The sequence below is a fragment of the Candidatus Filomicrobium marinum genome (assembly GCF_000981545.1).
GTDB lineage: Bacteria > Pseudomonadota > Alphaproteobacteria > Rhizobiales > Hyphomicrobiaceae > Filomicrobium > Filomicrobium insigne.
Genome location: NZ_LN829119.1, coordinates 1,567,717 through 1,593,889 on the forward strand (window position 1 = coordinate 1,567,717; position 26,173 = coordinate 1,593,889).

The 26,173-nt window shown below is 58.4% G+C and carries 21 protein-coding genes and 2 pseudogenes; 18 read left to right on the forward strand and 5 right to left on the reverse strand.

From position 1 onward, the window contains the following. Positions 1-15 precede the first annotated feature (15 nt). From YBN1229_RS07535 to YBN1229_RS19120, 14 genes and pseudogenes are all read left to right on the forward strand, one after another. Positions 16-3,225, forward strand: coding sequence for an efflux RND transporter permease subunit (locus YBN1229_RS07535; RefSeq protein WP_046477777.1), 3,210 nt, complete (start codon positions 16-18; stop codon positions 3,223-3,225). A gap of 46 nt (positions 3,226-3,271) precedes the next feature. Continuing rightward, positions 3,272-3,622, forward strand: a complete 351-nt coding sequence (locus tag YBN1229_RS07540) for a copper-binding protein (RefSeq protein ID WP_052743777.1) — start codon at positions 3,272-3,274, stop codon at positions 3,620-3,622. Positions 3,623-3,826: 204 nt separating this feature from the next. Further along, positions 3,827-4,546 carry a Crp/Fnr family transcriptional regulator gene (locus YBN1229_RS07545; protein ID WP_046477780.1) on the forward strand — a complete coding sequence of 240 codons (720 nt, stop codon included), beginning with the start codon at positions 3,827-3,829 and terminating at the stop codon, positions 4,544-4,546. Positions 4,547-4,684: 138 nt separating this feature from the next. Then, a complete protein-coding gene (locus YBN1229_RS07550) occupies positions 4,685-6,631 on the forward strand; it encodes a TRAP transporter permease (RefSeq protein WP_046477781.1) in 1,947 nt (648 codons plus the stop codon). Positions 6,632-6,640: 9 nt separating this feature from the next. Continuing rightward, positions 6,641-7,336 carry a haloacid dehalogenase type II gene (locus YBN1229_RS07555; RefSeq protein ID WP_046477784.1) on the forward strand — a complete coding sequence of 232 codons (696 nt, stop codon included), beginning with the start codon at positions 6,641-6,643 and terminating at the stop codon, positions 7,334-7,336. A gap of 83 nt (positions 7,337-7,419) precedes the next feature. Then, a complete protein-coding gene (locus tag YBN1229_RS07560) occupies positions 7,420-8,445 on the forward strand; it encodes a TAXI family TRAP transporter solute-binding subunit (RefSeq protein ID WP_046477786.1) in 1,026 nt (341 codons plus the stop codon). Between the two features lie 29 nt (positions 8,446-8,474). Next, the gene (gene nrtS, locus YBN1229_RS07565; RefSeq protein WP_152024964.1) at positions 8,475-8,798 is read left to right on the forward strand and encodes a nitrate/nitrite transporter NrtS; all 324 of its coding nucleotides are present in this window, start codon (positions 8,475-8,477) and stop codon (positions 8,796-8,798) included. A gap of 14 nt (positions 8,799-8,812) precedes the next feature. Next, the gene (locus tag YBN1229_RS07570) at positions 8,813-9,082 is read left to right on the forward strand and encodes a DUF2849 domain-containing protein (RefSeq protein WP_046477788.1); all 270 of its coding nucleotides are present in this window, start codon (positions 8,813-8,815) and stop codon (positions 9,080-9,082) included. A gap of 158 nt (positions 9,083-9,240) precedes the next feature. Then, the gene (locus tag YBN1229_RS07575) at positions 9,241-10,776 is read left to right on the forward strand and encodes an amidase (RefSeq protein WP_046477791.1); all 1,536 of its coding nucleotides are present in this window, start codon (positions 9,241-9,243) and stop codon (positions 10,774-10,776) included. Between the two features lie 118 nt (positions 10,777-10,894). Next, the gene (locus tag YBN1229_RS07580) at positions 10,895-11,365 is read left to right on the forward strand and encodes a methylated-DNA--[protein]-cysteine S-methyltransferase (RefSeq protein ID WP_244465038.1); all 471 of its coding nucleotides are present in this window, start codon (positions 10,895-10,897) and stop codon (positions 11,363-11,365) included. A gap of 1,254 nt (positions 11,366-12,619) precedes the next feature. Beyond that, positions 12,620-13,687: an AAA family ATPase gene (locus tag YBN1229_RS07590; RefSeq protein ID WP_076605296.1), complete on the forward strand. Its 1,068-nt coding sequence runs from the start codon at positions 12,620-12,622 to the stop codon at positions 13,685-13,687. A 403-nt stretch (positions 13,688-14,090) separates the two neighbouring features. Continuing rightward, entirely contained in the window at positions 14,091-15,284 is a 1,194-nt protein-coding gene (locus YBN1229_RS07595) for a PIN domain-containing protein (RefSeq protein ID WP_152024965.1), read from the forward strand. 189 nt (positions 15,285-15,473) lie between these two features. Next, complete coding sequence (locus tag YBN1229_RS07600; protein WP_046477800.1) at positions 15,474-16,040, forward strand: recombinase family protein; 567 nt, start codon at positions 15,474-15,476, stop codon at positions 16,038-16,040. A 25-nt stretch (positions 16,041-16,065) separates the two neighbouring features. After that, a pseudogene (locus YBN1229_RS19120) lies at positions 16,066-16,395 on the forward strand (type I restriction-modification system subunit M N-terminal domain-containing protein); the annotation flags it as partial. Positions 16,396-16,427: 32 nt separating this feature from the next. Here YBN1229_RS19120 and YBN1229_RS07610 read toward each other — a convergent pair. The 3 genes and pseudogenes from YBN1229_RS07610 to YBN1229_RS07620 form a co-directional block, all read right to left on the reverse strand. Continuing rightward, positions 16,428-18,215: pseudogene (locus YBN1229_RS07610) on the reverse strand (ParB/RepB/Spo0J family partition protein); the annotation flags it as partial. Positions 18,216-18,355: 140 nt separating this feature from the next. After that, the gene (locus tag YBN1229_RS07615) at positions 18,356-18,742 is read right to left on the reverse strand and encodes a DUF2958 domain-containing protein (protein ID WP_046477803.1); all 387 of its coding nucleotides are present in this window, start codon (positions 18,740-18,742) and stop codon (positions 18,356-18,358) included. Further along, a complete protein-coding gene (locus tag YBN1229_RS07620; protein WP_046477805.1) occupies positions 18,739-19,704 on the reverse strand; it encodes an ArdC family protein in 966 nt (321 codons plus the stop codon). The genes YBN1229_RS07615 and YBN1229_RS07620 overlap by 4 nt, the downstream gene beginning before the upstream one ends. A gap of 458 nt (positions 19,705-20,162) precedes the next feature. On the opposite strand from YBN1229_RS07620, the gene YBN1229_RS07625 reads away from it, so the two are divergent. The 4 genes from YBN1229_RS07625 (at position 20,163) to YBN1229_RS07640 (ending at position 25,451) form a co-directional block, all read left to right on the forward strand. Beyond that, complete coding sequence (locus YBN1229_RS07625; RefSeq protein WP_046477808.1) at positions 20,163-21,992, forward strand: ATP-dependent nuclease; 1,830 nt, start codon at positions 20,163-20,165, stop codon at positions 21,990-21,992. After that, positions 21,989-23,728 carry a UvrD-helicase domain-containing protein gene (locus tag YBN1229_RS07630; protein ID WP_046477810.1) on the forward strand — a complete coding sequence of 580 codons (1,740 nt, stop codon included), beginning with the start codon at positions 21,989-21,991 and terminating at the stop codon, positions 23,726-23,728. Before YBN1229_RS07625 ends, YBN1229_RS07630 begins: the two co-directional genes overlap by 4 nt. 119 nt (positions 23,729-23,847) lie before the next feature. After that, positions 23,848-24,228 (forward strand): helix-turn-helix domain-containing protein, encoded by a 381-nt coding sequence (locus YBN1229_RS07635; protein ID WP_046477813.1) that lies wholly within the window; start codon positions 23,848-23,850, stop codon positions 24,226-24,228. Then, entirely contained in the window at positions 24,228-25,451 is a 1,224-nt protein-coding gene (locus YBN1229_RS07640) for a type II toxin-antitoxin system HipA family toxin (RefSeq protein ID WP_046477817.1), read from the forward strand. The genes YBN1229_RS07635 and YBN1229_RS07640 overlap by 1 nt, the downstream gene beginning before the upstream one ends. Positions 25,452-25,609: 158 nt before the next feature. Here YBN1229_RS07640 and YBN1229_RS07645 read toward each other — a convergent pair whose 3' ends face one another. Together YBN1229_RS07645 and YBN1229_RS07650 are read right to left on the reverse strand one after the other, a co-directional pair. Beyond that, entirely contained in the window at positions 25,610-25,870 is a 261-nt protein-coding gene (locus tag YBN1229_RS07645; RefSeq protein ID WP_046477819.1) for a hypothetical protein, read from the reverse strand. Positions 25,871-25,879: 9 nt separating this feature from the next. Then, entirely contained in the window at positions 25,880-26,158 is a 279-nt protein-coding gene (locus tag YBN1229_RS07650) for a hypothetical protein (protein WP_046477821.1), read from the reverse strand. Positions 26,159-26,173 lie beyond the last annotated feature (15 nt).

Consider the following 26,173-nt stretch of genomic DNA (forward strand, 5'->3'; position numbering starts at 1 on the left):
AATGGAGGCGCAGCAATGACCACGCGACCTGACGATTTTACAGGCCATGATCCGACGGAGTCTGCGGTCGCGCGGGTCATTGATTGGTCCGTCAATAACCAACTCCTCGTTCTGGTGGGGGCATTGGCGCTCATCATCATGGGATGGCTTGCAATAGAGAAATCGCCGCTCGATGCAATCCCCGACCTCACCGATACGCAAGTCATTATTCGCACGGAGTTTGCCGGCCAGTCGCCTCAAATCGTTGAGGATCTCGTTACATACCCACTCTCAACAACACTGCTCGGACTGCCGCGCACCAAGGCCGTACGTGGCTTCTCGCTGTTCGGAACAAGTTTTGTCTACGTCATTTTTGAAGACGATGTGGACCAGTACTGGGCGCGCTCCCGCGTCATCGAAGCCTTATCGTCGGTTCAAGGATCGCTCCCGGAAAACGCCAATCCACAACTCGGGCCCGACGCGACTGGCGTCGGCTGGATCTTTCAATATGCGCTTGTTGACCACACCGGCACGCGCGACCTGGCGCAGTTGCGCACACTTCAGGATTGGTTCTTGAAGTACGAATTGGCGACGGTCCCTGGCGTATCGGAAGTGGCGTCCGTCGGCGGGTTTGTGAAGGAATACCAAGTCCTTGTCGACCCCAACCGGCTCCGTGCTTACGACGTGCCTCTTTCCCGCATTCGGGAGGCGGTTAAAGCTGCATCCAGTGAGGTTGGCGGCCGGGTGATCGAGCAGGCGGAAACTGAGCTGATCATTCGTTCGACGGGCTACATCCAGAACCTCGATCAGTTGAAGGACGTGGTCGTTTATTCGGCAAGGGGCACGCCGGTTCTTCTGTCTGATATCGCCAACGTGGTGGAAGGTCCGGAACTTCGACGTGGTGTTGTTGAGCTTGGCGGTGACGGAGAAGTCGTCAGCGGTATCATCGTCATGCGCTCAGGTGAAAACGCCCTCGACGTGATTGAGGGGGTAAAGAAGAAGTTGGCCACCCTTCAGGCCGGCCTTCCAAAAGGCGTGGAGATTGTCACGGTCTACGACCGCGCACCGCTCATCCAAGGTGCCGTGAAATACCTGACGACGAAGTTGGTCGAAGAGGGCATCGTCGTCGCAATCGTCTGCTTCCTGTTCCTGCTTCACGTCCGCTCGGCGTTCGTCGCGATCATCACGCTGCCGCTCGGTGTACTTGCTGCATTCATCGTCATGGCAGAGCAGGGCATCACAGCGAACATCATGTCACTTGGGGGTATCGCGATCGCCATAGGTGCGATGGTTGATGCGTCTATCGTCATGGTGGAAAACGCCCACCGGAAACTGTCGGCACTCCCTCAAGAGACATCTGCGCGAGAACGCAGAGACGCTCTCGTTCTGGCGGCAAAGGAAGTGGGGCCGGGGCTGTTCTTCTCACTTCTGATCATCACCGTATCCTTCCTGCCTGTCTTCGCACTCACGGGGCAAAGCTATCGTCTCTTTGCACCCCTCGCCTACACCAAGACTTATGCCATGGCTTTTGCCGCGTTCCTCTCCGTGACGCTGGTCCCAGTGTTGATGTTGTGGCTCGTGCGCGGGCGCCTCCTTCCCGAGATGCGTAATCCGCTGAACTGGGTGTTCGTTTCAGCCTATCGGCCGCTCTTGTCGATTGCACTCAAAGCACGCTGGCTTGTGATCCTGCTTACGTTGGCGGCCACGGTGTCGATTGCGTATCCGATCTGGAACACAGGCAGCGAGTTCATGCCCGCGCTCTATGAGGGTGAGTTGCTTTATATGCCGACGACGCTTCCTGGCGTTTCAATCACAAAGGCGAAGGAGGTGCTGGCTCAGACCAACCGATTGATCAAAACGGTTCCTGAAGTGGAGCGTGTTTTCGGAAAACTCGGCCGCGCCGACACGGCAACAGATCCAGCGCCGATCTCCATGATCGAGACCTGGATCAAGCTCAAACCACAGGACGAATGGCGGCCGGGCCTGACGAAGAACGATCTTATCGCTGAGCTTGATCAACGGACGAAACTTCCCGGCCTCGTCAATTCCTGGGGATACCCGATCAAGATCCGGATGGACATGATCTCAACCGGGATTCGTACACCGATTGGCATCAAAATCTCAGGCGACAATCTGCAGACGATTGAGCGTCTCGCCTTGGCAATTGAGAGTGCCGTCAAGGATGTGCCGGGCACGCGCTCCGCATTTGCTGATCGCGTGCAGGGTGGAAAGTACCTTGAGATCCGGCCGGACCGACGAGAACTCGCCCGCCGTAATATTGATCTTGCCGTCTTCCAATCCGTTATCCAGACGGCGCTGGGCGGGATGAAGCTCGCCGAAAGTGTCCAAGGACGTGAACGCTACGACATTATCCTTCGCTACGATCGCCCGTTCCGCGAGACGACTGAGCAGATTGGCGACATTCTCGTGCCCACACCTGCTGGACATCACATTCCACTCGCGGAACTCGCTGAAATTGCGTACGTCGACGGCCCGCCGCTCATCCGCTCCGAGAATGCGCGATTGACTGGCTGGGTCTTTGTCGACATCGCGGATCGCGATATCGGCGGATACGTAGCGGAAGCTCAAAGCATCATTGCGGGTTCGATCGATCTGCCGCCCGGCTATGCGATATCCTGGTCCGGTCAGTTTGAGCAAATGCAGGAGGCGCGTGAACGGCTGACGATCGCGATCCCGGCTGTGGTGCTCATTATCTTCGTCCTGCTGATGCTGCACTTCGGTAAGCTCGACCGGACGCTCATCATCATGCTGTCGTTGCCGTTCGGGCTGATCGGCGGCCTCTGGGCCGTTTATCTCGCAGGCTATAATTTCTCGGTCGCCGTTGCCGTCGGGTTCATCGCGCTTGGCGGGATCGCGGTCGAAACAGCCGTTGTGATGTTGCTGTACATTGATCAGCAGATGCGCGAGCGCCCACCGAAAAGCTTCGCTGAACTTCAGGACGCGGTCATTGCCGGTGCCGCCATGCGTGTGCGCCCCAAACTAATGACGGTCCTCACAATCGTGGCAGGTCTCGCGCCGATCTTTTTCACTGAGGGACTGGGCGCCGACGTTATGCGGCGCATCGCGTTGCCCATGCTCGGCGGCATGGCCTCCACCACGCTCCTCACGATGTTCGTCATACCCGTCGTCTATCTCATTTGGGAGGGGCGGCGTTTCAACACGAAACCCAACGACGTTCAGCGCGATAGCGCTGAGGTCCGTCCTCTCGCACATCCCGCTGAATAACACGGCGGATTTCCAGCTCGTCTCAATCCAAAAGGAGGAAGTTTAAATGGTTAGAACGTTCGTTTCCGCTGCGGTACTGGGCCTCTTCATCAGTACGAGCCCTGTCGCATCGCAAGACATGAAAATGGATCATTCCGGCCATGGTCAAATGGAGGTGAAGCCGGGCACGGAAGCTTCTGGCGTTGGTGTTATCAATTCGGTTGATGCTGACAAAGGCATCATCAACTTGACTCACGAACCGATGCCGGACGTAGGCTGGCCGACCATGACGATGGACCTACCTGTAACCAAGCATGTGGAACTCGGCGGCATCAAAGCGGGAGACAAGGTCGATTTCAAAGTAAAGCTCGGCCGGGACAAGCAATACCGCGTAATCGAGATTCTGCCCGCGAAGTAGCGCCAACAAGCGTCTGGACGCGCCAGGTGTCTGGACGCTTTCTTTAGGCCGAACAGTCATCCTATGTTACGGGCGATCAAGAAGCCCGCTTGAGAAAACTACGGAGCTGGAGAAGCTCTTTACAAGGGGGCTCCCCTCAAAGGCGATTTCTCACTAGATTAGGAACGCCTAGGCTTTGTCAGCAACTGGAATTGCAAACCCCAAATGTTGGATCGTGACGAGAAAACCATTTCGATCGATCCCCAGGACATTGCGGTTCTGCCTGACCTGAGCGTTGAGGCTCGGGAAGCGCTATTCCGCGCCGGAGAACTGCGCATCCTCCCTGCAGGAAGTCAGCTATTCGAGCAGGAATCTACCCATACCCATACCTCCTTGATCCTAGATGGGCTCGTGCGGGTCTACTACGTCTCCCCATCTGGGAAAGAATCGACGCTGTCCTATTGGAGCGCAGGAGATCTTGTCGGTGGGCCGGACCTATTCGAGAGGGCGGGGCACGTCTGGTCAGGAAAAACCCTCAGCCGCACGCGACTATTGTCGATCAGCGGTGAAAGGGCAGGGAGTGTGGCGCGGGCCCATCCGGAAGTTCTCTGGTGGTTTCATCGCAGCCTGACAGCAAAGCTGCGTTGGGTATCGATCCTGTATCAGCTACTCGGCACTGAAAACGTCCGAGAGCGGCTCGCGCGGTTGCTATTGCTCCTGTGTGAATCCTACGGCGAGCAATGCGGTCAAGGCACTCTCATCCGTTACTGGGTGAACCAAGGCGATATCGCGACGCTCATTGGGTCGTCACGTCAATGGACAAACCGGGGACTCCAGGATTTCCGGCGCGTGGGACTGATCGATATTCAGGATCGGCACATCATCGTGATCGATATCGAAGGTCTGCAAGACCTCATCGAGGCCGACGACGGCCCCTGCCTCTAGCGCGTTTCTTTTTCGACGAATTCATGCAGCTGTCATCCAATTGACAGGAGCATACCGCGCCATCTGCTAGCTTTTCTTTGCCAAAACATAAGCGCCGAAATGAGCGCATAGAGGAAACGCAAAGAGGAGCGAGTAACCGTGCTCGGCTATACGTCTATTCGACTGCTTCGAGACGCGACCATAGCCCTGGCAATAGCATATCAACTTGCTATTATTATATATCCAATCCATGGCGCCCTCGAATTTTACTACTTCCATCTCGGACTGGTGCTCGCAGTCGTGGGGCTATCGCTCCTGACGGAGTGGTCAGCTTCCGACGCTTCCCCCAAAGCACGCTTGGGGCGATGGCCGCTCATCGCTGTCCTTATCGTTGGCTTGGCGGCCACCGCCTATCTTCACCTGATCGTTGGCGAGTTAGAACTGCGCCAGCCCTTCATCACCCAGACGGACTTCATTGCCGGCTTTTGCGTACTCGCAGCCGTTATTGTGTTGGTCTATCTCGTCTGGGGCAGTGTCCTGGCAGGTTTGATATTCCTGTCCACGCTCTATTTCGCATTCGGGGATCTGCTACCTGGTGCGTTCAACTACGAATCCCCCAGTAGCGACGTCATCATGAGCTACCTCGCTGGCATGGGCGGCGCGCGTGGCGTGCTCTGGGGGATTCCCGTTTCCGCCGATACGTTGTTCCTGATCATCCTCTTCGGTGGACTGCTGAAGGGAACGCGTATTCTCGACATGTTCAACGAGGTCGGGAAGCTGCTCCTCAGCGTAAGCCGCGGCGGGATTTGCTATTCGAGTATCCTGGCCAGTTCGGCTATCGGCATGGTCACGGGACAAGCAGTCGCCAATGTCGCCTTGTCAGGCCCGGTCACGATCACCTCGATGAAGCAACGAGGGCTAAGCGGGGCCGCGGCGGGTGCAGTTGAAGTTGTCTCGTCGCTCGGCAGTCAGCTCATTCCACCCATCATGGGCTTGGGCGGATTTCTAATCGCCGTCAATCTTGGTGTTCCTTACGTCGAAGTCGCTGCAGCTGCGATCATACCCGCGTTCTTGTTCGTTCTGACGGTCTTCATCGCGGCCTATTTCCTGGCGGAAGCCACACCAGGCCTCGAGCGCTCCAACGAGCCGGTCGATGTCGCAGGGATCTTGTGGACGCTGCCGTCATTCCTGATTTCGTTCGGCGTGCTCGTTACCCTTCTCTACCTGCGCTATTCGGCTGGTTATGCAGCGTTCTGGGCGCTCGGGCTCTTGCTTACGCTCTCTTTCCTGCGGCCGGCGCAGTATCGCCCCAGTTGGACAGAGCTTTGGGCTGGCGCGACTTACGGTACGATTTCCGCTCTCCAGCTTGGTCTGATCATGGCAGGCATCGGTATTCTGGTGCAGGTCCTGATCACGACCGGGGCGGGCTTCGAGTTGGGCCGCACGATCATGGTCGCGGCGGGCGATAACGTGGCGCTCGGACTGCTTCTTGGCATGGTCTTATCCATGCTTATCGGACTCGGCCTTCCGACGCCCGCAGCCTATGCGCTGATCGCCATCGTGATGATCCCGTTCTTGATTGATCTCGGCGTCCCGGCAATGGCCGCGCACTTCTTCGGGTTCTACTTCGCGATCTTCTCCGCTGTTACACCGCCGGTCGCCGTCGGCGTTCTGGCGGCGACCCGGATTTCGGGAGCCGGGTTCTACGCCACCGTACGTGAAGCAGCCCGTATGTCGCTTGTCGCGATCCTGATCCCCTACACGTTCGTCGTCTTCCCCTCGATCCTGGCATTCCCCGATGTCGGGCTGAGAGCCACGTTTGCCTGCCTGTCACTGATGGCAGCAATCCTGATGTGGGGCGCCGCGATTTATGGGGTCATGGGACGGCCGTTGCGTCGGATCGAGCGTCTGGCTCTGCTCCTCGGCCCCGCGCTGCACTGCGCCTACCTGGCGACTCAGTGGGTTCTCGTCGCAGCCATCGTCATCGCTGCTGCGATCGTTCTGATCCTCCGTACCTGGCAGGAACAGCGCCGCAAAGAGGTCGGTTCGTCGCCGGTCGCTCTCGGCCCCTACTCGATTTCCAAACCCAGTTCACTCAAACCATAGGAGACTAATATGACTAAGACACTTCTCTTCGATACCTGGGGTACCCTCGTCGATAACTACTCGATCGCCGATGTCATCGAACAGTACGTCCAAGAATCCCACTTGGCCCATCGGATCGCTGCCGATTGGCGCTTCCAACAGAAATGGGCGATGTTCTACACGACCCTGGCCGACAACTTCGTCCCCCACCCAGACCTTACGGAAGCTTGTCTCCGCTGGGCCCTGGAACATCAGGGCGTAAAGCTCAGCTGCGCGACGATCAAAGAGATCAACGGCGAGTATCACCGGCTGCGGGCCTACCCGGATGTCATTAGCGCCCTCAAGTCGTTCAAGGAGCAGGGCCTGACGGTCAAGATCGTCGCCAACCCGACCAAGAAGATGATCGAAGATCACAGTCGCTTCGCGGGAACGATCGACTACATCGATGAGATCATAAGCTCCGGCGAGGAGGCCCGCGCGTTCAAGCCTTCACCAAGGGTTTTCCAACTTGGAATTGAGCGTGCCGGATGCGCCAAGGAAGACATTCTGTGGGTCACGGGCCACTTCTGGGAAGTGGTTGGAGCCATGCGTCAGGGCCTGCGCTGCGCTTGGACCAATAGAGCCCGTCAGCCCATGCTGCAGATCGGCGTACAGCCGACCTACATCACCGCGAACCTCCAGGAACTGGCTGACACGCTCGCCCAGGAATCCAGAAAGGTAGCTTAACCCCAAATGCAGGTGCCCGGCTTTACCGGGCGCCTGCTTACGCACGACCAAACAATCAAAAATCAATTTGGGAGGAAGACGTTATGAAACAGGTGACCCTGCGGACGCTACTCTCTGCGGCTGCGCTTTTGCTTGTCGCCGCTCCGGCGACCGCTCAACAAACAGTCCGAATTATGACGTCCCCCAGTGGCTCAGGCCCCTACAACGCCTTCGCCGCTATCCAGACCCACATGGAGCAATTTTCAAAGACCCTGCGTCTCAAAGTGGAAGAGACGTCCGGCTTCAATTTCAACGTCAAGGCAATGGCGACACAACCTAATCGTCACAAGGATACGCTGTTTGGGTCCGGTAGCGTTCTGGATTGGGCAGCGAAGACAGGGTTGGCGCCCTTCTACCTGAAGCCGCTTCCCCACGCTGAAGACTTCCGTATCGTTGCGGTGCTGGGCCTTTCCTACAATGTGTGGGTCACGCTCAATCCGGAGATTCGCACCCCTTCGGATTTCGTCGGACGTCGGGTCGGAATCGGACTTCTCACGCAAAACGAATGGGGCATGCACCAACGCATGCTACTCGACGGATGGAAGCTGACGCCCAAGCTCACGAGCTTGGATACGCTCGGTACGAGCCCGAATATCGAAGCTCTACTCGATGGACGGACGGACGTCGGAACGCTGTTCGGTGTAACCAGCGCGGATGGCAAGCATACCGTGGTCAGCGGTCCGCACCGGCAGATCGAAGCGTCGAACCGAGACTGGCGCTATGTACAGGTGCCGGCTGAGATGACGGAAGAGTACAATAAGAAAACCGGCGCACCCTTCCGCATCGTTAAATACGAACCCAATGTTCTGCCAAATCAACCCGATCCCCTCGTTACTTTTGGGGACCTGCTATTGCTGGAAGCGCATGTTTCCTTTCCAGAGGAACTCGCAGCGGAACTGATCCGGGTGATGGTCAAGAACTACGACAAGATCGCCCAGTATAACGCGTTCACGAAGGCATGGACGCCCGCGACGCTCGCCTATGGCGCTTCCGAAAATCCAGACGCTTTTCATCCCGGGTCGCTTCGTGCGTTCCGTGAGCTCGGCCTCATGGAAACGGCAGTGCGATAGGCGATGGAAGCGGGAGGGATTTGCTTCGCATGGCGTGGGATGTTGAAACGGAGAGAGGTAAACGTGGTGCTCCCAGTCGTCCGGCGGCTTACGGATCGGCACTTCGTTCGGCCTTCTCCTGGCATGTGGTGAAGCGGTCTCTTCTCATCGCTACAGCGGTTGGGACAGTTCTCAACCTCATCAATCAAGGGGACGCTATTGCAGGCAACGCAGAGGTAGAATGGGGCAAACTGATCCTCACGTTCTGCGTCCCATTTTTTTCCGCCACGTTAGGTGCTTACGCCGCGCAGGGTGACGTTCAGTGCGAGGGTCGCCTTCGTGACGTGACTATGTCGCACGAAGACCTGGGCTAGGTGGTTATCTGTTCATGACAAGCATCATTTTTTCCAGACCAACCGGTTCCCGATACGTCGTGTACTACGCAGGGACGGGCGATTGGGTGCGCGACATACGTGAAGCCGCGCTGGCCCGGAACCGAGCCGATCTCCTCAAAATAAAAGAAGCCGCGCAGAAGGACTGTGACGCGCAGATTGTCGACAATGTCTATGCGCTCAATGTCGACGTGGTCGACGGCCGCCCCATTGTGGCGCCGTTTATCCGCGAGCGCATACGGATACTCCTTGGCTCCGCACAATAAGCTCAGAGTGTGGCTATCCATAATGCTGGGTGGCGGAAAACGTTGATGCGAACGCATGTTCCGCCATCCACGGTTTTGCCATCAAAAAACTGGACACATTGTCTCAATAACTGCAAGAGTAATACTGCATAAAAAAATGGCAGGAGGAAACGTTCCTTATGGACGCTAATAAAAACAAGGGCCTAAATCGGAGAGACGTGCTTGCCGGGGCGACTGCTGCGGCTGGCATCCTTGCGGTTGCAGGAACGAGCACGCGAGCGCTTGCGGGTGCATCAGCCGGGAATGAAGGTCTTCCGAACTCGGTGGTTGAGGCTGGAAAACGCTTCCGTTCCGGCTCTCTGACATCGAAGCAGCTCACAGAAGCCTACCTTAGCGGCATCGAAAAACTTGAGCCGCAGTTGAACGCGTTCATCTCGGTCCTGAAGGAGGAAGCGCTCCGCACTGCCGCGGAACGCGATGAAGAACTTAAGAATGGCAAAGACCGCGGGCCACTGCACGGCATTCCGATTGTCATCAAGGATCTCATGGATGTCGAGGGGACCAAGACAACGGTCGGGTCCGAGGCATTTAAGGATCGCCAGTCGACGTCTGACGCCACTGTCGTTCGCAAATTGAAGGAAGCCGGTTGCATCCTCCTTGGAAAGACGAACATGAACGCCTTCGCGGCAGGCGTTTCAGGAACGAACACAACATTCGGCGATGCTCACAACCCTTGGGATCTTGATCGTTCGCCGGGTGGTTCCTCCAGTGGAACCGGTGCCGCCATCGCCGCCAATCTCTGCCTTGGCGGACCTGGCACCGATACCGGCGGATCGATCCGCGTGCCAGCCTCTTGGGTTGGCATAGCGGGTATCCGGCCAACGTTCGGGCTGGTCAGCCTGAAGGGGCTCTATCCGCGCTCGCACAGCCTCGACACGACGGGGCCACTTGCGCGTAATGTGCGCGACCTCGCGATATTCATGGACGCAATGGTGGGCTTCGATCCTGAAGACAAGAACTCGGCGCTCGCGCAGCCTCGGGTCAGCTACACGGCGGCATTGAAGGATGGCGTGAAGGGCCTGCGTATCGGTATCGTTGACAACTATACCTATGCGGACATCGACGAACCGGTCGCTGCTGCAGTCAAGGAGGCAGAGAAGACGTTCAAGGACCTAGGCGCCGAAATCGTGCCTATCAAGGTCAAGCCTCTGGAGGGGCAACTCGATTACGCAAAACTCTTCAGCGAAATCCTTCTCTATGAGTTCAATCAGATCCTTGGCGATCAGTTTCGCTCCACACCGGACGCGGAACGGCTCTTCGGGCCGATCGTCACCGACAACATCGCGAAGGGATCAAAGGTTACGGCCGAGCAATACGAAAGCCGGATTCGCGAGCGTCCCTTCGTGATCGCGGAAGTCAAAGAAGCCTTCCGATCTGTCGATGCATTTCTGACGCCTTCCCTACCGACAACCGCACCGCTGCTCAAAGCCGCGGCTAAGGACTTTGGACGTGGACGCCAGTTCACGATCCCCTTCAGCTACACAGCTCTGCCGTCGGTCGCCATTCCTTGCGGTTTCTCGCCGGAGGGGCTTCCTATTGGCATGCAGCTCGTCGGCAATCACTTCCAGGAAGCGCTGTTGCTCCGGATGGCTGCAGCGTTCGAGGATGCCACTGCGTTTCACAAGCGTCGCCCGCCTATCTTCTTTGAAGCTTGAGTGGAATTTTTATCGACCCGTTGACGCTTAGCTAGCGGTATACTTTGGGGGAAGGCGACACCAAGCGCCTTCCCCACCTCCAACACGTTTGTGAAACATGGGCTGCGCTTACAAGATTATGGGTTCGCCTGTCGGACAGCTCAAGCTGGTCGCACGCGATGATGGCTTGGCTGCGGTCCTTTGGGAGAACGACGATCCTAATCGGGTCAAGCTTGGAGAGCTGTCCCGGCGTGTTGATCATCCACTCCTGTTACAAGCAGAGACTGAGCTGACCGAATATTTTAACGGGAAACGGACAGCGTTTTCCGTTCCGCTCGATCTGGTTGGTACTGATTTTCAGAAAAAAGTTTGGGGTGCACTTCAAGGTATCCCATTCGGAGAAACACAAACATACGCGGACCTCGCGAAAATTATTGGCAGTCCCAAAGCGTCGCGCGCTGTCGGTGCAGCCATCGGCAAAAATCCTGTGTCGATCATTACGCCGTGCCATAGAGCCATCGGCTCCGACGGCTCATTGACCGGCTTTGCGGGCGGTCTCGATGCAAAGAGATTCCTTCTCGCTCTCGAGGGCTACCGGTTCTTAATTTGAACTCAGGGATGCTGGCTTGTGCTGCGGCGAGTTTGATCTCGTTGCGGCTCGTCGCCGAACGCCCGAAATCACGAGTCATCTGGCTGACCGAGGCTGTTAGGCGCGTCAGCCAAACGATCAAAAGACCTCAGGCGTCGATAGAATTTGGAGTTCGCTTGCCGTTCAAGGCGAGATGGGCGCGAAGGGGCAGGGCTGAAATTTTGCCCGTAACGTGGTGATCGAGCCGAGCAGCTGGTCGAGCTTGTTGACCGAAGCCGTTCTATCCGAAGCCGCTTGAGGTCATTCCCTGTTGGGCGGACAGCGTGCTACGCCGAGCCCTCCGCAAGATCCCTACCGCGGTCTCTCCAGTGTACCTCATCGTTGAGAGTGACAGGCGCGAGTATAGGATCGTCGCTACTCTTTGAAGACGGAGGCAGTAGAGCAATGCGCGGGCTCCGATTGATCTTCAAACGGCAGCTGGAACACGCTTTCTGAACTGATAACTGGATGGGCCTGAACGCTCGTTGGCCGGGCCATTAGCAGCACCATTGTGTAGCAGTGGGGCGACCGATTTCTCAATGATGCTAAAATCGTACGGCGTTGCAGACCCTGAAGAAAGTGCTGGTGCCCAGGAGAGGACTGACAAGATCGCGTCACAAGACATTGAATAATCAAGATAAAATCTGATCGCTTAGACGCGATGTGTAGCACTCCTGTGGGCCAGTTTCAAGAGAGGTGAACGATCCCCCGGATGTTACGAGGGGATAAGAAGGAAGTGTTATTAGGCCAACCGCTGCTTATAGACGGCTTGGTTATCTCGCTCTCCGTGTGGCGAGGCAATTAATGCCCCTATTCGGATGACCGGCGGCAATTAATGCACCCTTTCGGAAAGATCGTGCTGTCGGCTGTCGTTCGCGAACGCTTCCAGGAAGCGGCATAGCCATCTTCGGCGCAGAGCCTTCACGATCCTTCTGAGCGAATTACTGCCCCCCTTAGGTAAGCAGCTCTCAGGAGCCGTTCGTCCCCTCAACAGTCATTGAGCGGAAGCGAGCTATCTTGGCATTCGCTCTGAGGGAAATACTGCCCCCACTAGATAGAAAGTCGAAGGGAAGGTTCACCCTTCTCCCTAAGACAAAGATTTCAAATTTCATTCTCTTATAGGAAGCGAAACTTGAAAAACACAGCAAAAGCAACATGTTAAGATGAGGTTCTGAGTGGTGGATTTCAAGCAAATTTCACTCATTCAAGAAGCCGCATAACCCCTAACCAGAGTTTATGACCCAACCTTCAAATACATCTTCAACCAAGACTACCCCTACAAATAACAAGCAGCAGCGGCAGACGGTAACACCGCGAAGCCCGCGCATTAGGTCTCTAGGCGATCTGCTAAGCGACGACACAATCGAACCCCGACGAAGTCTTTGCGGACCGTGGCTCTTAGAGCGCGGCTTCTCGATGGTCTTCGCTCCAACTGGCATAGGCAAAAGCTGGTTTGCTATGGGTGTTACCGCTGCCGTGGCGAGCGGCGGTACCTATGGGCACTGGTCGGCACCAGAGCCTCGAAAGGTGCTGTACATCGACGGTGAGATGGACGCGGCGGACCTCAAGAGTCGCTTTCACTCCATTGTCGAGGCAGCCGCAAGCGGCGACAGGGACGCGATAGAGCAGAACGTCCTTCTTTATGCCCGCCACGATCAGCCCGAAGATGGAACAATGCCCGACTTTGGCGATCCTGACGACATCGAAGGCATAGTGCAGATCGTGCGGGATGTGCGACCCGATCTGGTCGTGCTCGATAATCTGAGCACCCTGGCTACCGTGGATGACAACAACGCGTCAGAGGCTTGGGACCCCTTTTTAAAGCTCCTACAGCGGATCAGAAGCACAGGCGCGGCTGTTCTTGTCGTGCATCATGCAAACAAGGGCGGCGAGACCTATCATGGGTCTTCAAAAATCCCGGTGATGTTTGATTCGCTCGTTCGGCTCAGGCCAAACAAAAGCCCGTCCTTTGACAAGGTCGGGGCCGCGTTCATTCTGGACTTCGTCAAGCTACGGATGCTCTCTGAGGACGCGAACAAAACATTCGATGTCGCCTTTTCCGATAACCAATGGCACTTTGACACGGTCGTTAGCCCCGAAGTCCTACAGCTGGTGCAGCGTATCCTGGGCGGAGAGTTCACGACCCAGAAAGATGCGGCGGCGGCGCTGGGAACAACTCCCGTGGACGTTACCCGGATGCTGAGCAAGGCATATGCGGCGGGGGTGACGACGCGGGATGCGATAAAAGCGGCGCTGCAACAAGCGCAGGAGGATGCCGATGAAGAGGCGGACCTCCCCTTCTAACCCGCACGGACTACTACGACGGATGGTTGTCGCAACTGACGAGCGCAGAGGTGCGGTGAACTGTCTGACGAGTTGACGATAAGTCTATCCGACGAGACCCGGTGAATTATGCGCTTAGCACCGGGTCTCAAATGTTTTGGTGCGGTTGCCCGAAGTCGGATTTCGATTACCTCCCCTAGGCGTGAATACCCCCCGTGCCGGTCTATTTGCTCAACATTTTAGCGTGTTCATGCTTCGCCCAAAGCTGCCATGCCCCAATCCTAGTGGTTTGCTCCGGTGTAGCGGTGGAAAAATAGAGAGCTTACTCAAGTGGAGAAAAATGCCGGTTGGCCGGTATTGCGATCCATCCAGGCTTCACGGTACGAATGCGGATAATCTTCTCCACAACATATGGGGCTGGGTGGTGTCAGAAGAGTCTCCTCTTACAACCTGTTTTCCAGACGCTAATGCGATTTTTGCGGCAAGTCATAAGCCAATTGGCGACTCTAAGACTGACTGCTTGGTTGCTCTCGACACAAATGTTCTCTTAGCGCCCTACGGATTAAGCGAGCATCCATTAACGCAGATTGCGGACACGTACGACCGATTGGCTCGGGAAGGAAGGCTTGTAATTCCTGCCCAAGTTACGAGGGAGTTTGCAAGGAATAGAAATGCCAAAATAGGTGAACTTCTGAAGACGGTTCACGACCAAATGAGTCGTCAGTCCAGTCCAATGGGCACCAAATATGCATTTCTACGGAACTTACCCGACTACGAAAAATCTCTCAAAATATCTGAGCAGATTGAAGACAAGCAGAAAGAGCTCCTGGCCTCGTTGCGGAAAGTAGCTGACACCATCCGAGGTTGGAGCACGACCGATCCAGTTTGGGATGTTTACCGGCGAGTGCTTCCTGGCACGATTGTAGAGTTAGCGTCAGAGACTAGGAACGCCATAGTGAAAGAGGGGAAGTTCCGCTCCGACAATCATATTCCGCCGGGATATAAGGATGCATCGAAGCCTGATGGGGGTATCGGAGACCTCATAATCTGGAAGACTCTTTTGCAGGTGGGACGCGAACGCAACAAGGATTTAGTGTTCGTCACGATGGACCAAAAGACGGATTGGTGGACGCATTCAAATGGCGGTGCTCTTTTCCCGCGTTATGAGCTGGTAGAGGAGTACAGAGCTGCTACAGGCCAGAACGTTCACCTGCTTCGCTTTTCTGAGTTCCTGGCGGAATTTGGTTTGGAGGAAACTGTCGTCGAAGCTGTGCAGGACGTTGAGGACGAATCTGAAAGCGAAATGCCGAGAAACGCCAGCGATTCAGTTCAGCGAGCTTTGCATGAACATCTCGTCCTCAAGGATTATCGGTCTCTCCAAGAAACCATGAAGAGAACCCAACAAAGGATAGTTGGTAAAAATCATGCTCGAAAGCGCTATTTAGAGCGAGGCGATGAGGACAAGGTCTCTAGGGCAAACGAAGATATGTTTGCATTGCTAAATGAAAAGGCAGCATTAGAAGCAAGCATGAATGTGTTTCGCCAAAGGTTTCCGTTCCTCTTGCGATACGATGACGGCATGTTGAATTTCAGTGATTTAGAGGGAAGTGATGAATAGAGGGACTCCCATTGTACGCGGTGCCTGCAGTAGTTGCGCTACGTAGTTCTGGAACGGCGTAGCAGGCTAGTGTTCCTTCGACTAGCTGTGTTCATAATTGTGTACTTTTTTGGATTATTCAGTTGACATCCAAAAACTCGTCCATAAATATCAGTCCATGAACATCTAGATAAATTTGGACGAGACGTCATGGGAAAGTTCGTTGCATACATCCGAGTTAGCTCGACGGGACAGAACCTGAGTGCGCAGCGCGAAGCTGTTCGTGCGGCGGGAGCAGAGAAGATTTTCGAGGAAAAGCATTCCGGTGCCGATGCCGACAGGCCCAGGCTGAAAGCCTGTCTTGAGTACGTCAGAGAAGGCGACACGCTGATCGTCACGAAGGCTGACCGGATCGCCAGAAGCTCGCGCCACCTCTTTAACCTCTTGCACGGCCTTACCGAGAAGGGGGTATCCGTGCGCTTCCTCGACCAGCCGCAGCTCAATACAGGCGACAAGTACGGCAGGTTCATGCTGACGGTGTTGGCGGGAGTAGCCGAACTGGAGCGTGAATTGATTCGAGAGCGCCAAGCGGCAGGGATCGAAGACGCTCAGAAGCGTGGGGTTAAGTTTGGTCGGAAGCCTAAGGTGACGGAACAGACCGCCAAGTTGGTCAAGAGGCTTCGCGACGAAGGGCTGAGCGTTCCTGAGATAGCAAACCAAGTCGGGCTCAAGCGGTCCAGCGTTTACAACGCGCTTAAGCTCGCCGAAGCGGTATAGCAGTCCTCTTTCAACATCGGGAGAAATGCTAGGGCAACCGGGCGAGACTCTGTGTTTTTGGGGACCGGAGCGCCGATGCCGCCCCTGCAAGGTTGCCAAAAGCTACCCTGTCGGATTTAGTCTCGGCACGGATTTCGGGGGACACACGTTGAACCAGCAAACCATCTCATCCTTCATCTGGTCCGTGGCGGACCTGCTTCGCGGCGACTATGGGCAGGCAGACTACGGCAAAGTGATCCTGCCATTCACCGTCTTGCGGCGGCTGGACTGTGTGCTCGCGCCGACCAAGGAGGCAGTGCTGAAGGAGTTTGCCGCAAAGAGTGCCGCTGGCGTGAACCCAGAGCCGTTCGTCCGGCGGAAGTGTAAGCAACCCTTCTACAACACCTCTGCCCTCCGAATGCGGGCCTTGGTGACGCGGCCGAGGAACGTATCCATCGTCGGCCGCCATCCCGCCGCAGCCATGTCGAGCTCGACAGCTTGCGCCAGCCGGTCTGCGTGGGCGAGCGCGCGCGGCCGCCGGTTCCAGGCCTCGTGCATGGCGTTGACCGACAGGCTGACGACATGGGCGAAAAGCATCGCCTGGCTGTCGCCGTCCCACTCCTGGAGCGCGTCCCAGAGGTCGGCGGACTCCTTCGGCAGCGCCTTCGCCCAGGTCTCGTGCCGGACGCGGATCGCCTCGGCCGAGGCGCTGTCGTTCAGCCCCGGCGCCTGGGTACCGAAGCCGACGCTTTTCAGGTCGAGCTCCAGGCAACTGTCCGAGCCATAGTGATAGAAGGCCTTGAGCGTCAGCGCGTGGAGCGCCGCGTGGAAGGCGATCTGCGGCTGCTCGCCGAGCGCGTGCCGCAAGCCGAGCGTGCGATGAGCGGTCAGCTCCGTCATCAGCCGGTCGGAGATTGGCGACAGCCCTTCGTCCTCGGGCTCCGACGCGGAGGTTTCAGCCTCGGTCTCAGGATCCCCCTCGCCGTCATTGGCGGCGACGACGCCAGGGCCCTGGCCGCGATCGTCCTCCAGGCGAACATAGCCGCGCTCGACGCGCAGCCGCCCATCGGGCGCGATGCTCACGAACGCGCCGGCCTGGCCGATCTCGTCGGGATCGAACGACATTGGCCGCTCCGCGATGGCCTCGAGCGCCGTCTCCAGCTCGCCGAGCCGTTCATCGACATCGTCCGGCAGCTCGTCGGCGTCTTCGTTCTCCGCGAGCAGCCGATCGTATTCGGCCTGCAGGGCGTCGTGCGTGGATTGCTCCTCGGCCGTGAGCGGCACGGGCTCGCCGCGTAGCTGACGAAGGCCGAAAGTATGGCCGTAGGCGAAGTCCGGTGCGACCTCGATCCACTTCCAGCCTTCCGCAGCGATCGCCTCGGATTCTACCTTCAGCTTGGTCGCGACCATCTCGTCGACCAGCGCCACGTCCTGGAGCCATCCGCCGTCGTCGCCCTGGAACAGGTCGCGAAGCATGGTGCCGCCGGCCTCGATGTAGGCATCGACGCCGATGAACTCGGCGCGCTTGTCGGACGCGCGCACCGCGCCCTCGGTCAGCATGCGGCGGATGACGTAGGGCTGCTTGTCGTAAGACGCCTTCAGACGCTCGAACACCTGTTCCTGGCGCTCGTGGTCGCCCGAAACGGTGAAGGCCATGAGCTGGTCGAGCGTCATGCCGTCCTCGGCATAGGCGTCGAGCAGAGCCGGCGACACCGACGCGAGCTTCAGCCGCTGCTTGACCACGTTGACCGAGACGAAGAAAGCGGCGGCGATCTCCTCCTCGGACTGGCCCTTTTCGCGAAGCGCGAGGAAGGCGCGGAACTGGTCGAGCGGATGCAGCGGCGCGCGCTGGACGTTCTCGGCCAGCGAGTCCTCCTCGGCGATGCCGCCCTCGCGGATCACGCAGGGCACCGGCGCCGTCTTGGCGAGGCGCTTCTGCTTCACCAAGAGTTCGAGGGCGCGATAGCGGCGGCCGCCGGCGGGGATTTCGAACATGTCGGTCTCGGCGCCGGTTTCGTCGACAACGGCCCGCACGCTCAGCCCTTGCAGCAGCCCGCGCCGGGCTATGTCCGCCGCCAGCTCCTCGATCGAAACGCCGGCCTTGACGCGCCGGACGTTCGACTGGCTGAGCACAAGCTTGTTGAAGGGGATGTCGCGTGAGGACGACAGGGCGATCTTCTTTGCAGCAGTAGCCATGGGGATTTACTCCGCGACGGGCGGCCGAGAGCCTCTCTCTCAGCCTCCAACCCGTCACGAAGCGAAGCGCCGCCCTCTTCCTCTGAGGACGGCGCCGTCTGCCGGAGTTGCGGAGAGGCGCATCCCCGCCTTTGCGGATGTCAGGACGGAAGGGCGTCACTGCCATCGCGACGAGGCTGCGCCGTGCGATAGAGGATGCGTTCGGCCGCGCGGATGCTCCCGGCCTCGCGGGCGGCTTGCGCCCAGACCGAGATCGGGAAATCGCCGGTGAAGAGGAGGTCGCGCTCGATCCCCATGCCGAACGGCAGGCGGATGGAGGTCAGTTCCTCGAGCGAGAAACAGCCCATCTCGGGATAGCCGATATCGGCGAGGCCGAAGAGCGTATCGCCGTCCGCGTCGAGCTCGGTCGCGAGCCAGACGCCTTCGCCCAGCGGATTGAAGAACTTGACCACCGGCACGTGATCGACATCGCGCTGTCGACCATTGGCGAGCAAGAGATCGCGCTGATCGTCGGTCAGGAGGATCATGCCACCCTCCTTTCGAGAGAGAGTTCTTCCTCATCGCACCGCCGCTGCTCGTCTTCAGGCAGGAAGGCCAGAAGCCAGTCGGCGGCCTTGCTCGCCTGGCTTGCGGCGCGGACGATGGCGCGATCGTCCTCGCGCAGCACCTCCAGCCAGGATCCGACGTAATCGGCATGCCGGACCGTTGGCTCGATGCCGAGCGAGGCGCAGCAGAAGGCGGCGTTGATCTCGGCGATGAGTTCTTCGAAGGCGTATTTCTTCGATCCGAAGGAGCCGGAGAGATCACGGTTAAGCCGGTGGGGCGCACCGCTGGCGTGACCGAGTTCGTGGAGTGCCGTGCGATGCCAGTTTATCGGCTCGAAATAGGCCTGCGGCGGCGGCACCTGCACATAGTCATGCGCCGGCACATAGAAGGCTCGGTTGCCGCCGATGTGGAAGTCGATGCCGGAGGCTTCGATCAGGGCTTCGACGCGCGGTTCTATCAAACCCTTCGGCACCGGCGGCGCTGCGGTCGTCACATCCTCGGGCAGGTTTTCGCACTGATCGGTGTTGAAGACGGTGAAGCGCTTCAGGAACGGGATTGCCTGCGCGTCCTCGCCGGTCTCGCGCGCACGGCGCTTTTCGTCCTCCGGCACGAAGCGGTCGGCATAGACGACGGTAGTGCCGCGTTCACCCTTGCGGACATTGCCGCCGAGCGACAGCGCCTGACGGAAGGTCAGCCAGCTCTGGCCGGAAAAGCCGCGTTCGATGACGGCTCCCCAGAGCAGCAAGACGTTGATGCCGGAATACCGACGATCGGTGGAGGCGTTCTTCGGAAGGCCAAGGGGCGCTTTCGCCGCCGCCGTACCCCATGGCTGAACCCAGGGCACGCGCCCGGCCTCCAGCTCGGTGATGATCTTGTCGGTGATCTCAGCATAGAGATTGGACCGGTCGCGCCTGGCGCCGGATTTGCGGTTCAGTCTGGACATCGCGGGACTCCGCGACGGGCGCCGGAGGCCTCTCCTCCGGTCCTCATCCCGTCACGGAAAACCCGTCCGTACTCTCACTCTAAAGGGGGTGTTGCGGGGGAACCCCCGCTAGAAGGGGTCGGGCGAGACTACAGGCTCGGCCGCAGGGGAAGGCCTTCCCCTCCTTGGCTTGGTGCTCGGATCACGTCGTGCCATGCCTCGACTTGCTGTGACCTTTGCTATGCTTTTGCCGACAAGTGCAGAGGTTTCATCACGAAACTTGTCGAGGTCTTCAGTCAGCCGGAAGTCCGGTTTGTATTTTGTTTGTGTGATACATAACCTCACACGGTGGATGGCAAGGTGAGAGAACAAATATCGGTGGTCCAGCTCGATCTCAGCACGAGTCCTGGACCTCCTTGAGACGCACGGAACCCGTGCCTTGCGGAACCTTGGAATGCGGGAGTGGGGGGAAACGGATAATGAGAATCCGCCGACTGAGACTGTCGAACTTCCGAAGCGTCGCCGACGGTGAGGTGATCTTCCCGGGTCACACGGTCATCATTGGCGGGAACAGCGTCGGGAAATCGACGATGTGCGAAGCCCTGGATCTGCTGCTCGGTCCGGATCGCTTGTCGCGGGCATCACCTATCGACGAGCATGACTTCTTCGAGCGCCGCTACCTCGATGACGATGGTGATCCCATCGTCATCGAATTGGAAGTGGTATTGACCGATCTTACCGCTGACGTGCTTACCAAGTTCCGAACCCACCGCGAATACTGGAACACGACCACGAACACGCTGCTGGATGAGACAGCAACGCCGGAAGATGTCGAGGCCGACGACGTCGTGCCAGCGCTTCGGATCAGGTTCGAGGGCGCATACGACATTGAGGAGGACGAGTTCCGTGCGGAGACCTACTTCGCCAGTCCGCCGCCGGACGACGAAACCCGACGCGCCAAGGTCACGCGTCCCGCAAAACGTCAGTTCGGGTTCATCTATCTTCGCGCGCTGAGGACCGGCTCCAGAGCGCTCAGCCTGGAACGCGGCTCCCTGCTCGACATCATCTTGAAGCTCAAGGACGATGATCGCTCCGCCATGTGGGAGCAGACGCTTGGGGCAATGGAGGATCTGGATCCAGCGATTGACGCCATACCCCAGCTCAGAGCGATCCTGGACGAAGTCGACAGGCGCGTGCGTCGGTTCGTGGGTCTTTCCGATGATGATCGTACCTTCCGCCTGTATCCGTCCGCGTTGACACGAGAGAGCCTGCGTCGCTCGATTACGCTGTTCGGTTCCTCGGAGCGCTCGAACATTCCTGTTCCGTATTGGCGTCTGGGGTCGGGCGTCATCAATTCCATGGTGTTCTCGCTCCTGACGTTCATCGCGGACCTCAAGTCCAACGTGATATTCGCGATGGAGGAACCGGAGATCGCGATCCCTCCGCATACGCAGCGCCGCATTGTCCAATTCCTTCAAAGGGAAATGGATCAGTCGATCCTCACGACCCATTCCCCGTTCGTGCTTGAGCAATACGACCCGGAAAACGTCATCCTCCTGGAGAGGGGCAGTGGCGGGAAGGTCGCAGGCCGCCGGATCGAAGTCACTGGCATCAAGGCCAAGGCCTATAGGGGAAATCTTCGCCGCGTCCTCGCCGAAGCCATGCTCGGCAATGGCGTGCTCTGCGTCGAGGGCGTTTCCGACGGCGAAGCGATCTACTCCGCTTCCGCCATTCTCGAAGAGCACAGTGCTGAGGGTACGTACACGCCGCTCGATCTGTCGGGCGTCACGGTGGTGCAGTGCGAGGGGGATGGCGGGCTGTTGCGGTACGGCGAGTTCTTCTCTGGCTTGGGCCTGAAGACCTACGCCTTCTACGACCGACAGAAGAATGAAGCGATCAGCGAGGAGATAGTCGAGGTCTTCGATGCGGCCTGGGAGTTGGAGCAGACGGGGATCGAGTATCTGCTTGCCGACGAGATAACGGTCGACGTCATCCGCACATTCCTCATCGAAGCTTCGGACTGGGACGACTATCCGTACAACGCGAAGAACGCGAGCCTGTTCGAGTACGACCCCGATGCGGATGACGAAGCCGTACAGGCACTCTGCAAGAGGGTGCTCAAGTCCCGGAAGGGTGCCGGCTACGCGCAGCGGCTGGTCGAACTTTGTACGGAAGCGGATTTGCCGGCCATCGTCGTCGAAGCCTTGGAGCGCATCAGCGAGGATCTTCCCAACGAGCTTTCCGCCGGTGAAGGCGATGATGATGACGACGATGATGGTGATCCAGAAGCGCCCGACGACGAGACATGACAAACCCGGAAGACCGCTTCGACCTCTGCGATAAACGCCGTGCCATTCTGGGTGATGCGGGTCACATGCTGGTGTTGGGCGGTCCCGGGTCTGGCAAGACGACCATCGCTCTCCTGAAGGCCAGACGCATGGTCCTCGAGCGCCTGCAGCCGGCACAGTCGGTCCTCTTTCTCAGCTTTTCCAATGCTGCGATCCGGCGCATTCTGGAAAGTGCGGGGAGCGTCCTGACGCGCGACGTCGGCCGCCAGGTGGAAATAAAGACCTACCATTCATTCGCATGGGACATCCTGCAGTCTCATGGCTATCTGCTGTCATCACAGCGAACGCTTGGGATCGTCGCGGCGCAGGACGCCGCGGTCATTCGAGCAGGGCTGGAAGATGACGAGTGGCTCGCCGAGGAAGATCGGCTGTTTCAGGAAGATGGCCGCGCCACCTACGACCAGTTTGCGCCGCGCGCCGCTGATATTCTTGAAAGGTCTGCGGTCGTTCGCGATTGTTTTTGCTCGGCGCATCCGTTGATCCTGGTCGATGAGTTCCAGGATACCGATGAGGATCAATGGAGACTGGTTCGGGCATTGTCGAAGAACTCCGAGATCATCGCTCTCGGTGATACCGAGCAGCGGATCTACGCCTGGCGCAAGGGTGTCAGCCCCAAACGTCTGAATGAGTTTGCGGAAACGTTGGGCGCGGATACCTATGATTTTCAGAACGAGAACAATCGCAGCCCGGCAACGGGCATTGCCGGATACGCCCGCGGTCTCTTGTCTCCAGACGTCCATCTTGTGCTGCCCGATGACATTGCATTCAAGCGATTTCGGCCTGGCCAGTTTGCGATTGGCCTTCGCGCCGGGCTCATCAAGACGTGGAACGAGACCGTGAAGAGAACGGGACATCGCGACATCACGGTGGCGGTGGCTGCTCGCAGCCGGACGATGGTGCGGCTGATCTCGGATGCGTTGGCACAAAAACTCACGCTGGGCGTGAAGGAGCACGGGCCCGTTCCGCATGATGTGATGTTCGATCAGATGCAGATCACCCTTGCATCGCGGGTGATTGCCTATCTGCTGGCTTCGCAGCAAAACCCGCGAGATGAAAGGCTGGCCGGAGCGCTGGAACGGATCAGTGCCGTTTTCCGGTCCTCTGGAAAGAAGACGGCGATCAAGACATCCGATCGCTTGTTGGGTTGGGCGGAGAAGTGTCGCCACGGAAAGGTGCCGAGCACAAAATGCGTCACCGCGCTGACGGCCGCATTTGATGCGATCGACGCCGCCGGATTTTCAGGCTCACCGACCGACGACTGGCTCCTGGTCCGCCGAGCCCTGGAGCGGGCTGACGCGGACGAATTGAAACGTACAGGAGATCATGCTCGTTATCTCCGACTGCTGAGGCGTGGCTCGGCAATCGAGGATCAACTGGCGGAATTGTGGAAGGAGGCTGGAACCTACGCTGGCGCCGAAGCCGCGTTGGACAATGCGATCCTTCTAGATCAGATGACGGACAGCCATCGCGAAGTCTCGAGCATTAGCGTCATGACGATGCATCAGCTCAAGGGCCGGGAATACGATGCCGTCCTTCTTGTCGAGGACCAGCACAGGACATTTCGGGGAAGAGATCAGGAACCGCCCTACATGGAAACACGGAGACTGCTGCAGGTCTCGCTGACGAGGGCTCGGCATTTCGCCTATGTCCTGTCGGCAACGAAGAATGCCACGCTGGATGTCCTTTTCGAAGACTGAACACCCGTTTCTCTACCGACCGATCAGATCCGTATCCCTCCCGCGCCCAGCAGTTGCATTTACTCGAACGCTCTGCTAGCCGTCATATTTGACGATTAAATGCTAAATGGACATCAGATATGGCGGCTAAGGTAAGTTCCCTGAACGCGCGGCGAGCCCTTGAGGCTCTGGGCGCGAACATCAAGACGGCCCGTTTGAAGCGGCGCATCTCCGTGCAGGGTTTCGCCGAACGGGTCGGTGTGTCCGAGAGTACCATCAGCCGCCTAGAGAAGGGGGACGATGGCGTCAGTATTGGCACGCTGGCGATGGCCTGCCTGGTGCTCGGCGAGATCGGACGGATTTCGGAGTTCCTCGATCCGGGGTCCGACGATACCGGACTGCTGCTCGACAGAGAGGCACTGCCCAAGCGGATCGACCGGAAGCGAGGGGCCAAGACCGCTGGATCAGCCGAAAAGACCGCTCTTCCGGATAGCGACGATGATGAAGGGGTCGGTTTCTGATGCCCGAAGCGATCGTCGCCCTTGGCGAAGGCAAGCGGATTATCGGGCGGTTGCGGTTCGAGACCGACGGCCGCCGCCAGCATTCGCAATTTGAGTATGCCCCCGAGTGGCTAGCGGCGCCCGACCGCTTCGCGCTCTCTCCCGGCCTGCCTCTGCGCGAGGGCGGCCATTTCAGCGCGGGCCGCGGTGACCGCCGTTCGGCGCTGCCCGGATGTTTTTCCGATTCCGCGCCGGATTCCTGGGGACGCGCGCTCATGACCAAAGCCCTCGGCGGCGGTCTCAGCGAGTTCGACTATTTGGTTCTGTCCGACGACCGAACCCGGCAGGGCGCGTTGCGTTTTCTCGGAGACGACATGGAACCTCTGTCCGACCTGACCCCGCCAATCCCGCGACTGGTCGAACTCGACCGCCTGCGAGCGCTTGCACACCGCTTCGAACGCGATCCCGGCGGCGCAGAGGAAGAAGCCCGCGATCTGGCCGGTGTCGCCGGATCGCTCGGCGGTGCCCGTCCGAAGGCCAACGTCGAGGGCGACGGGCATCTGTGGATCGCCAAGTTCACGTCCGCCCAGGACACCAAGCCGGTCGAACGTGTGGAGGTCGCGACGCTGAAGCTGGCGGCCAAATGCGGCTTGCGGGTCGCCGAAGCAAAACTCGAGATGCGCGATAGCGACAGCCCGATCGCGTTGATCCGACGGTTCGATCGCCGCGGTAACACGCGGATCCCGTTTATTTCAGCGCGAACCGCGCTCGACTGGGACAGCGACGAAGGTGGGTTCTACACGGACATCGCCGACGTGATCCGCCAGATTTCGAGCAAGCCCTCCGACGATCTGCACGAACTCTGGCGACGGATCGTCTTCACGATCCTCGTTTCCAACAAGGACGACCATCTGAAGAACCACGGCTTCATCTATGCCGGCGGAGATCGGTGGCGGCTATCCCCGGCCTTCGACATCAATCCCTCACCGTCACGACACAGAGTGCTGGAAACCGGCATCATGCAGGGCGGGTCGTTCGACGCATCCCTCGATATCGCACTGGAGGCATGCGAGTTCTTTGAACTCACATCATCCGACGCTAGGCGGCAGGCATTTAGGATGGCCGAGACGATCACGAACAGTTGGAAACAAGCATTACGCGATGAAGGCTGCTCCGCGACGGATGTGCAGAGCTACGCGGATGCCTTCGAGCATGAAGAAAGCAGGCGTGCGCTGGCGACTTGAGTGTCCCGCGCATACCCAGACTAAAACGCGAGCCAGTCATTCTTGCGAAACACGATAAACCGCAGCATCGAGAAAGCGGGCCAATAGCAGCTTGGCTGCCTTGGTGTTCAGAATCGTGGCGACTGGTTCTCGACGGGAATGCTCCGAATCTGCGGCCTCTAGCTGATCGAGTATTCGCGCCAAGGGATAGCCCGAAGCGGCACCGAAGCCATAAACCGAGAAATGTCCGGGCGACCGTAGTAGGTGGCCCGCCCCCGGCTGTCTTGCGCCATTAGAACAACGGGAACGCCACCGAAGATCGGCATGAAGCTGCTGATAGCACTGGCAGCTTCAGCCCGATTCTGGACGACATGGGGCTTCACCACGACCACAGCGAAGGTCTGCCCCTGTTCGCGGATCACCGCACCTTGCACACGCATAGCTGCCTCCTATGCTGCCATTTTCGAGGAACGGCTGTTCAACCAATCCCAAGCTTCTTGAGGGAGCCAACCCTGGTACTCGCGGGTGACACCGATCACAAGAACGAGGTCATTCTTGTCAACGTGCGGGGCGAGACGGTCCCAGACCCCCTTGGCCGACAAATTGGTATCCACCAGCCACGTTGAATCGAGGAAATGCCACCAAGCGCCACAGCTCTTGATTGCCTCGTACAGCGCCTCATAGTTCTGACCCGGACGCTTCAGGTCGTAGTTGATTGCGTAGATCATTTTCGGGCCTCCTTG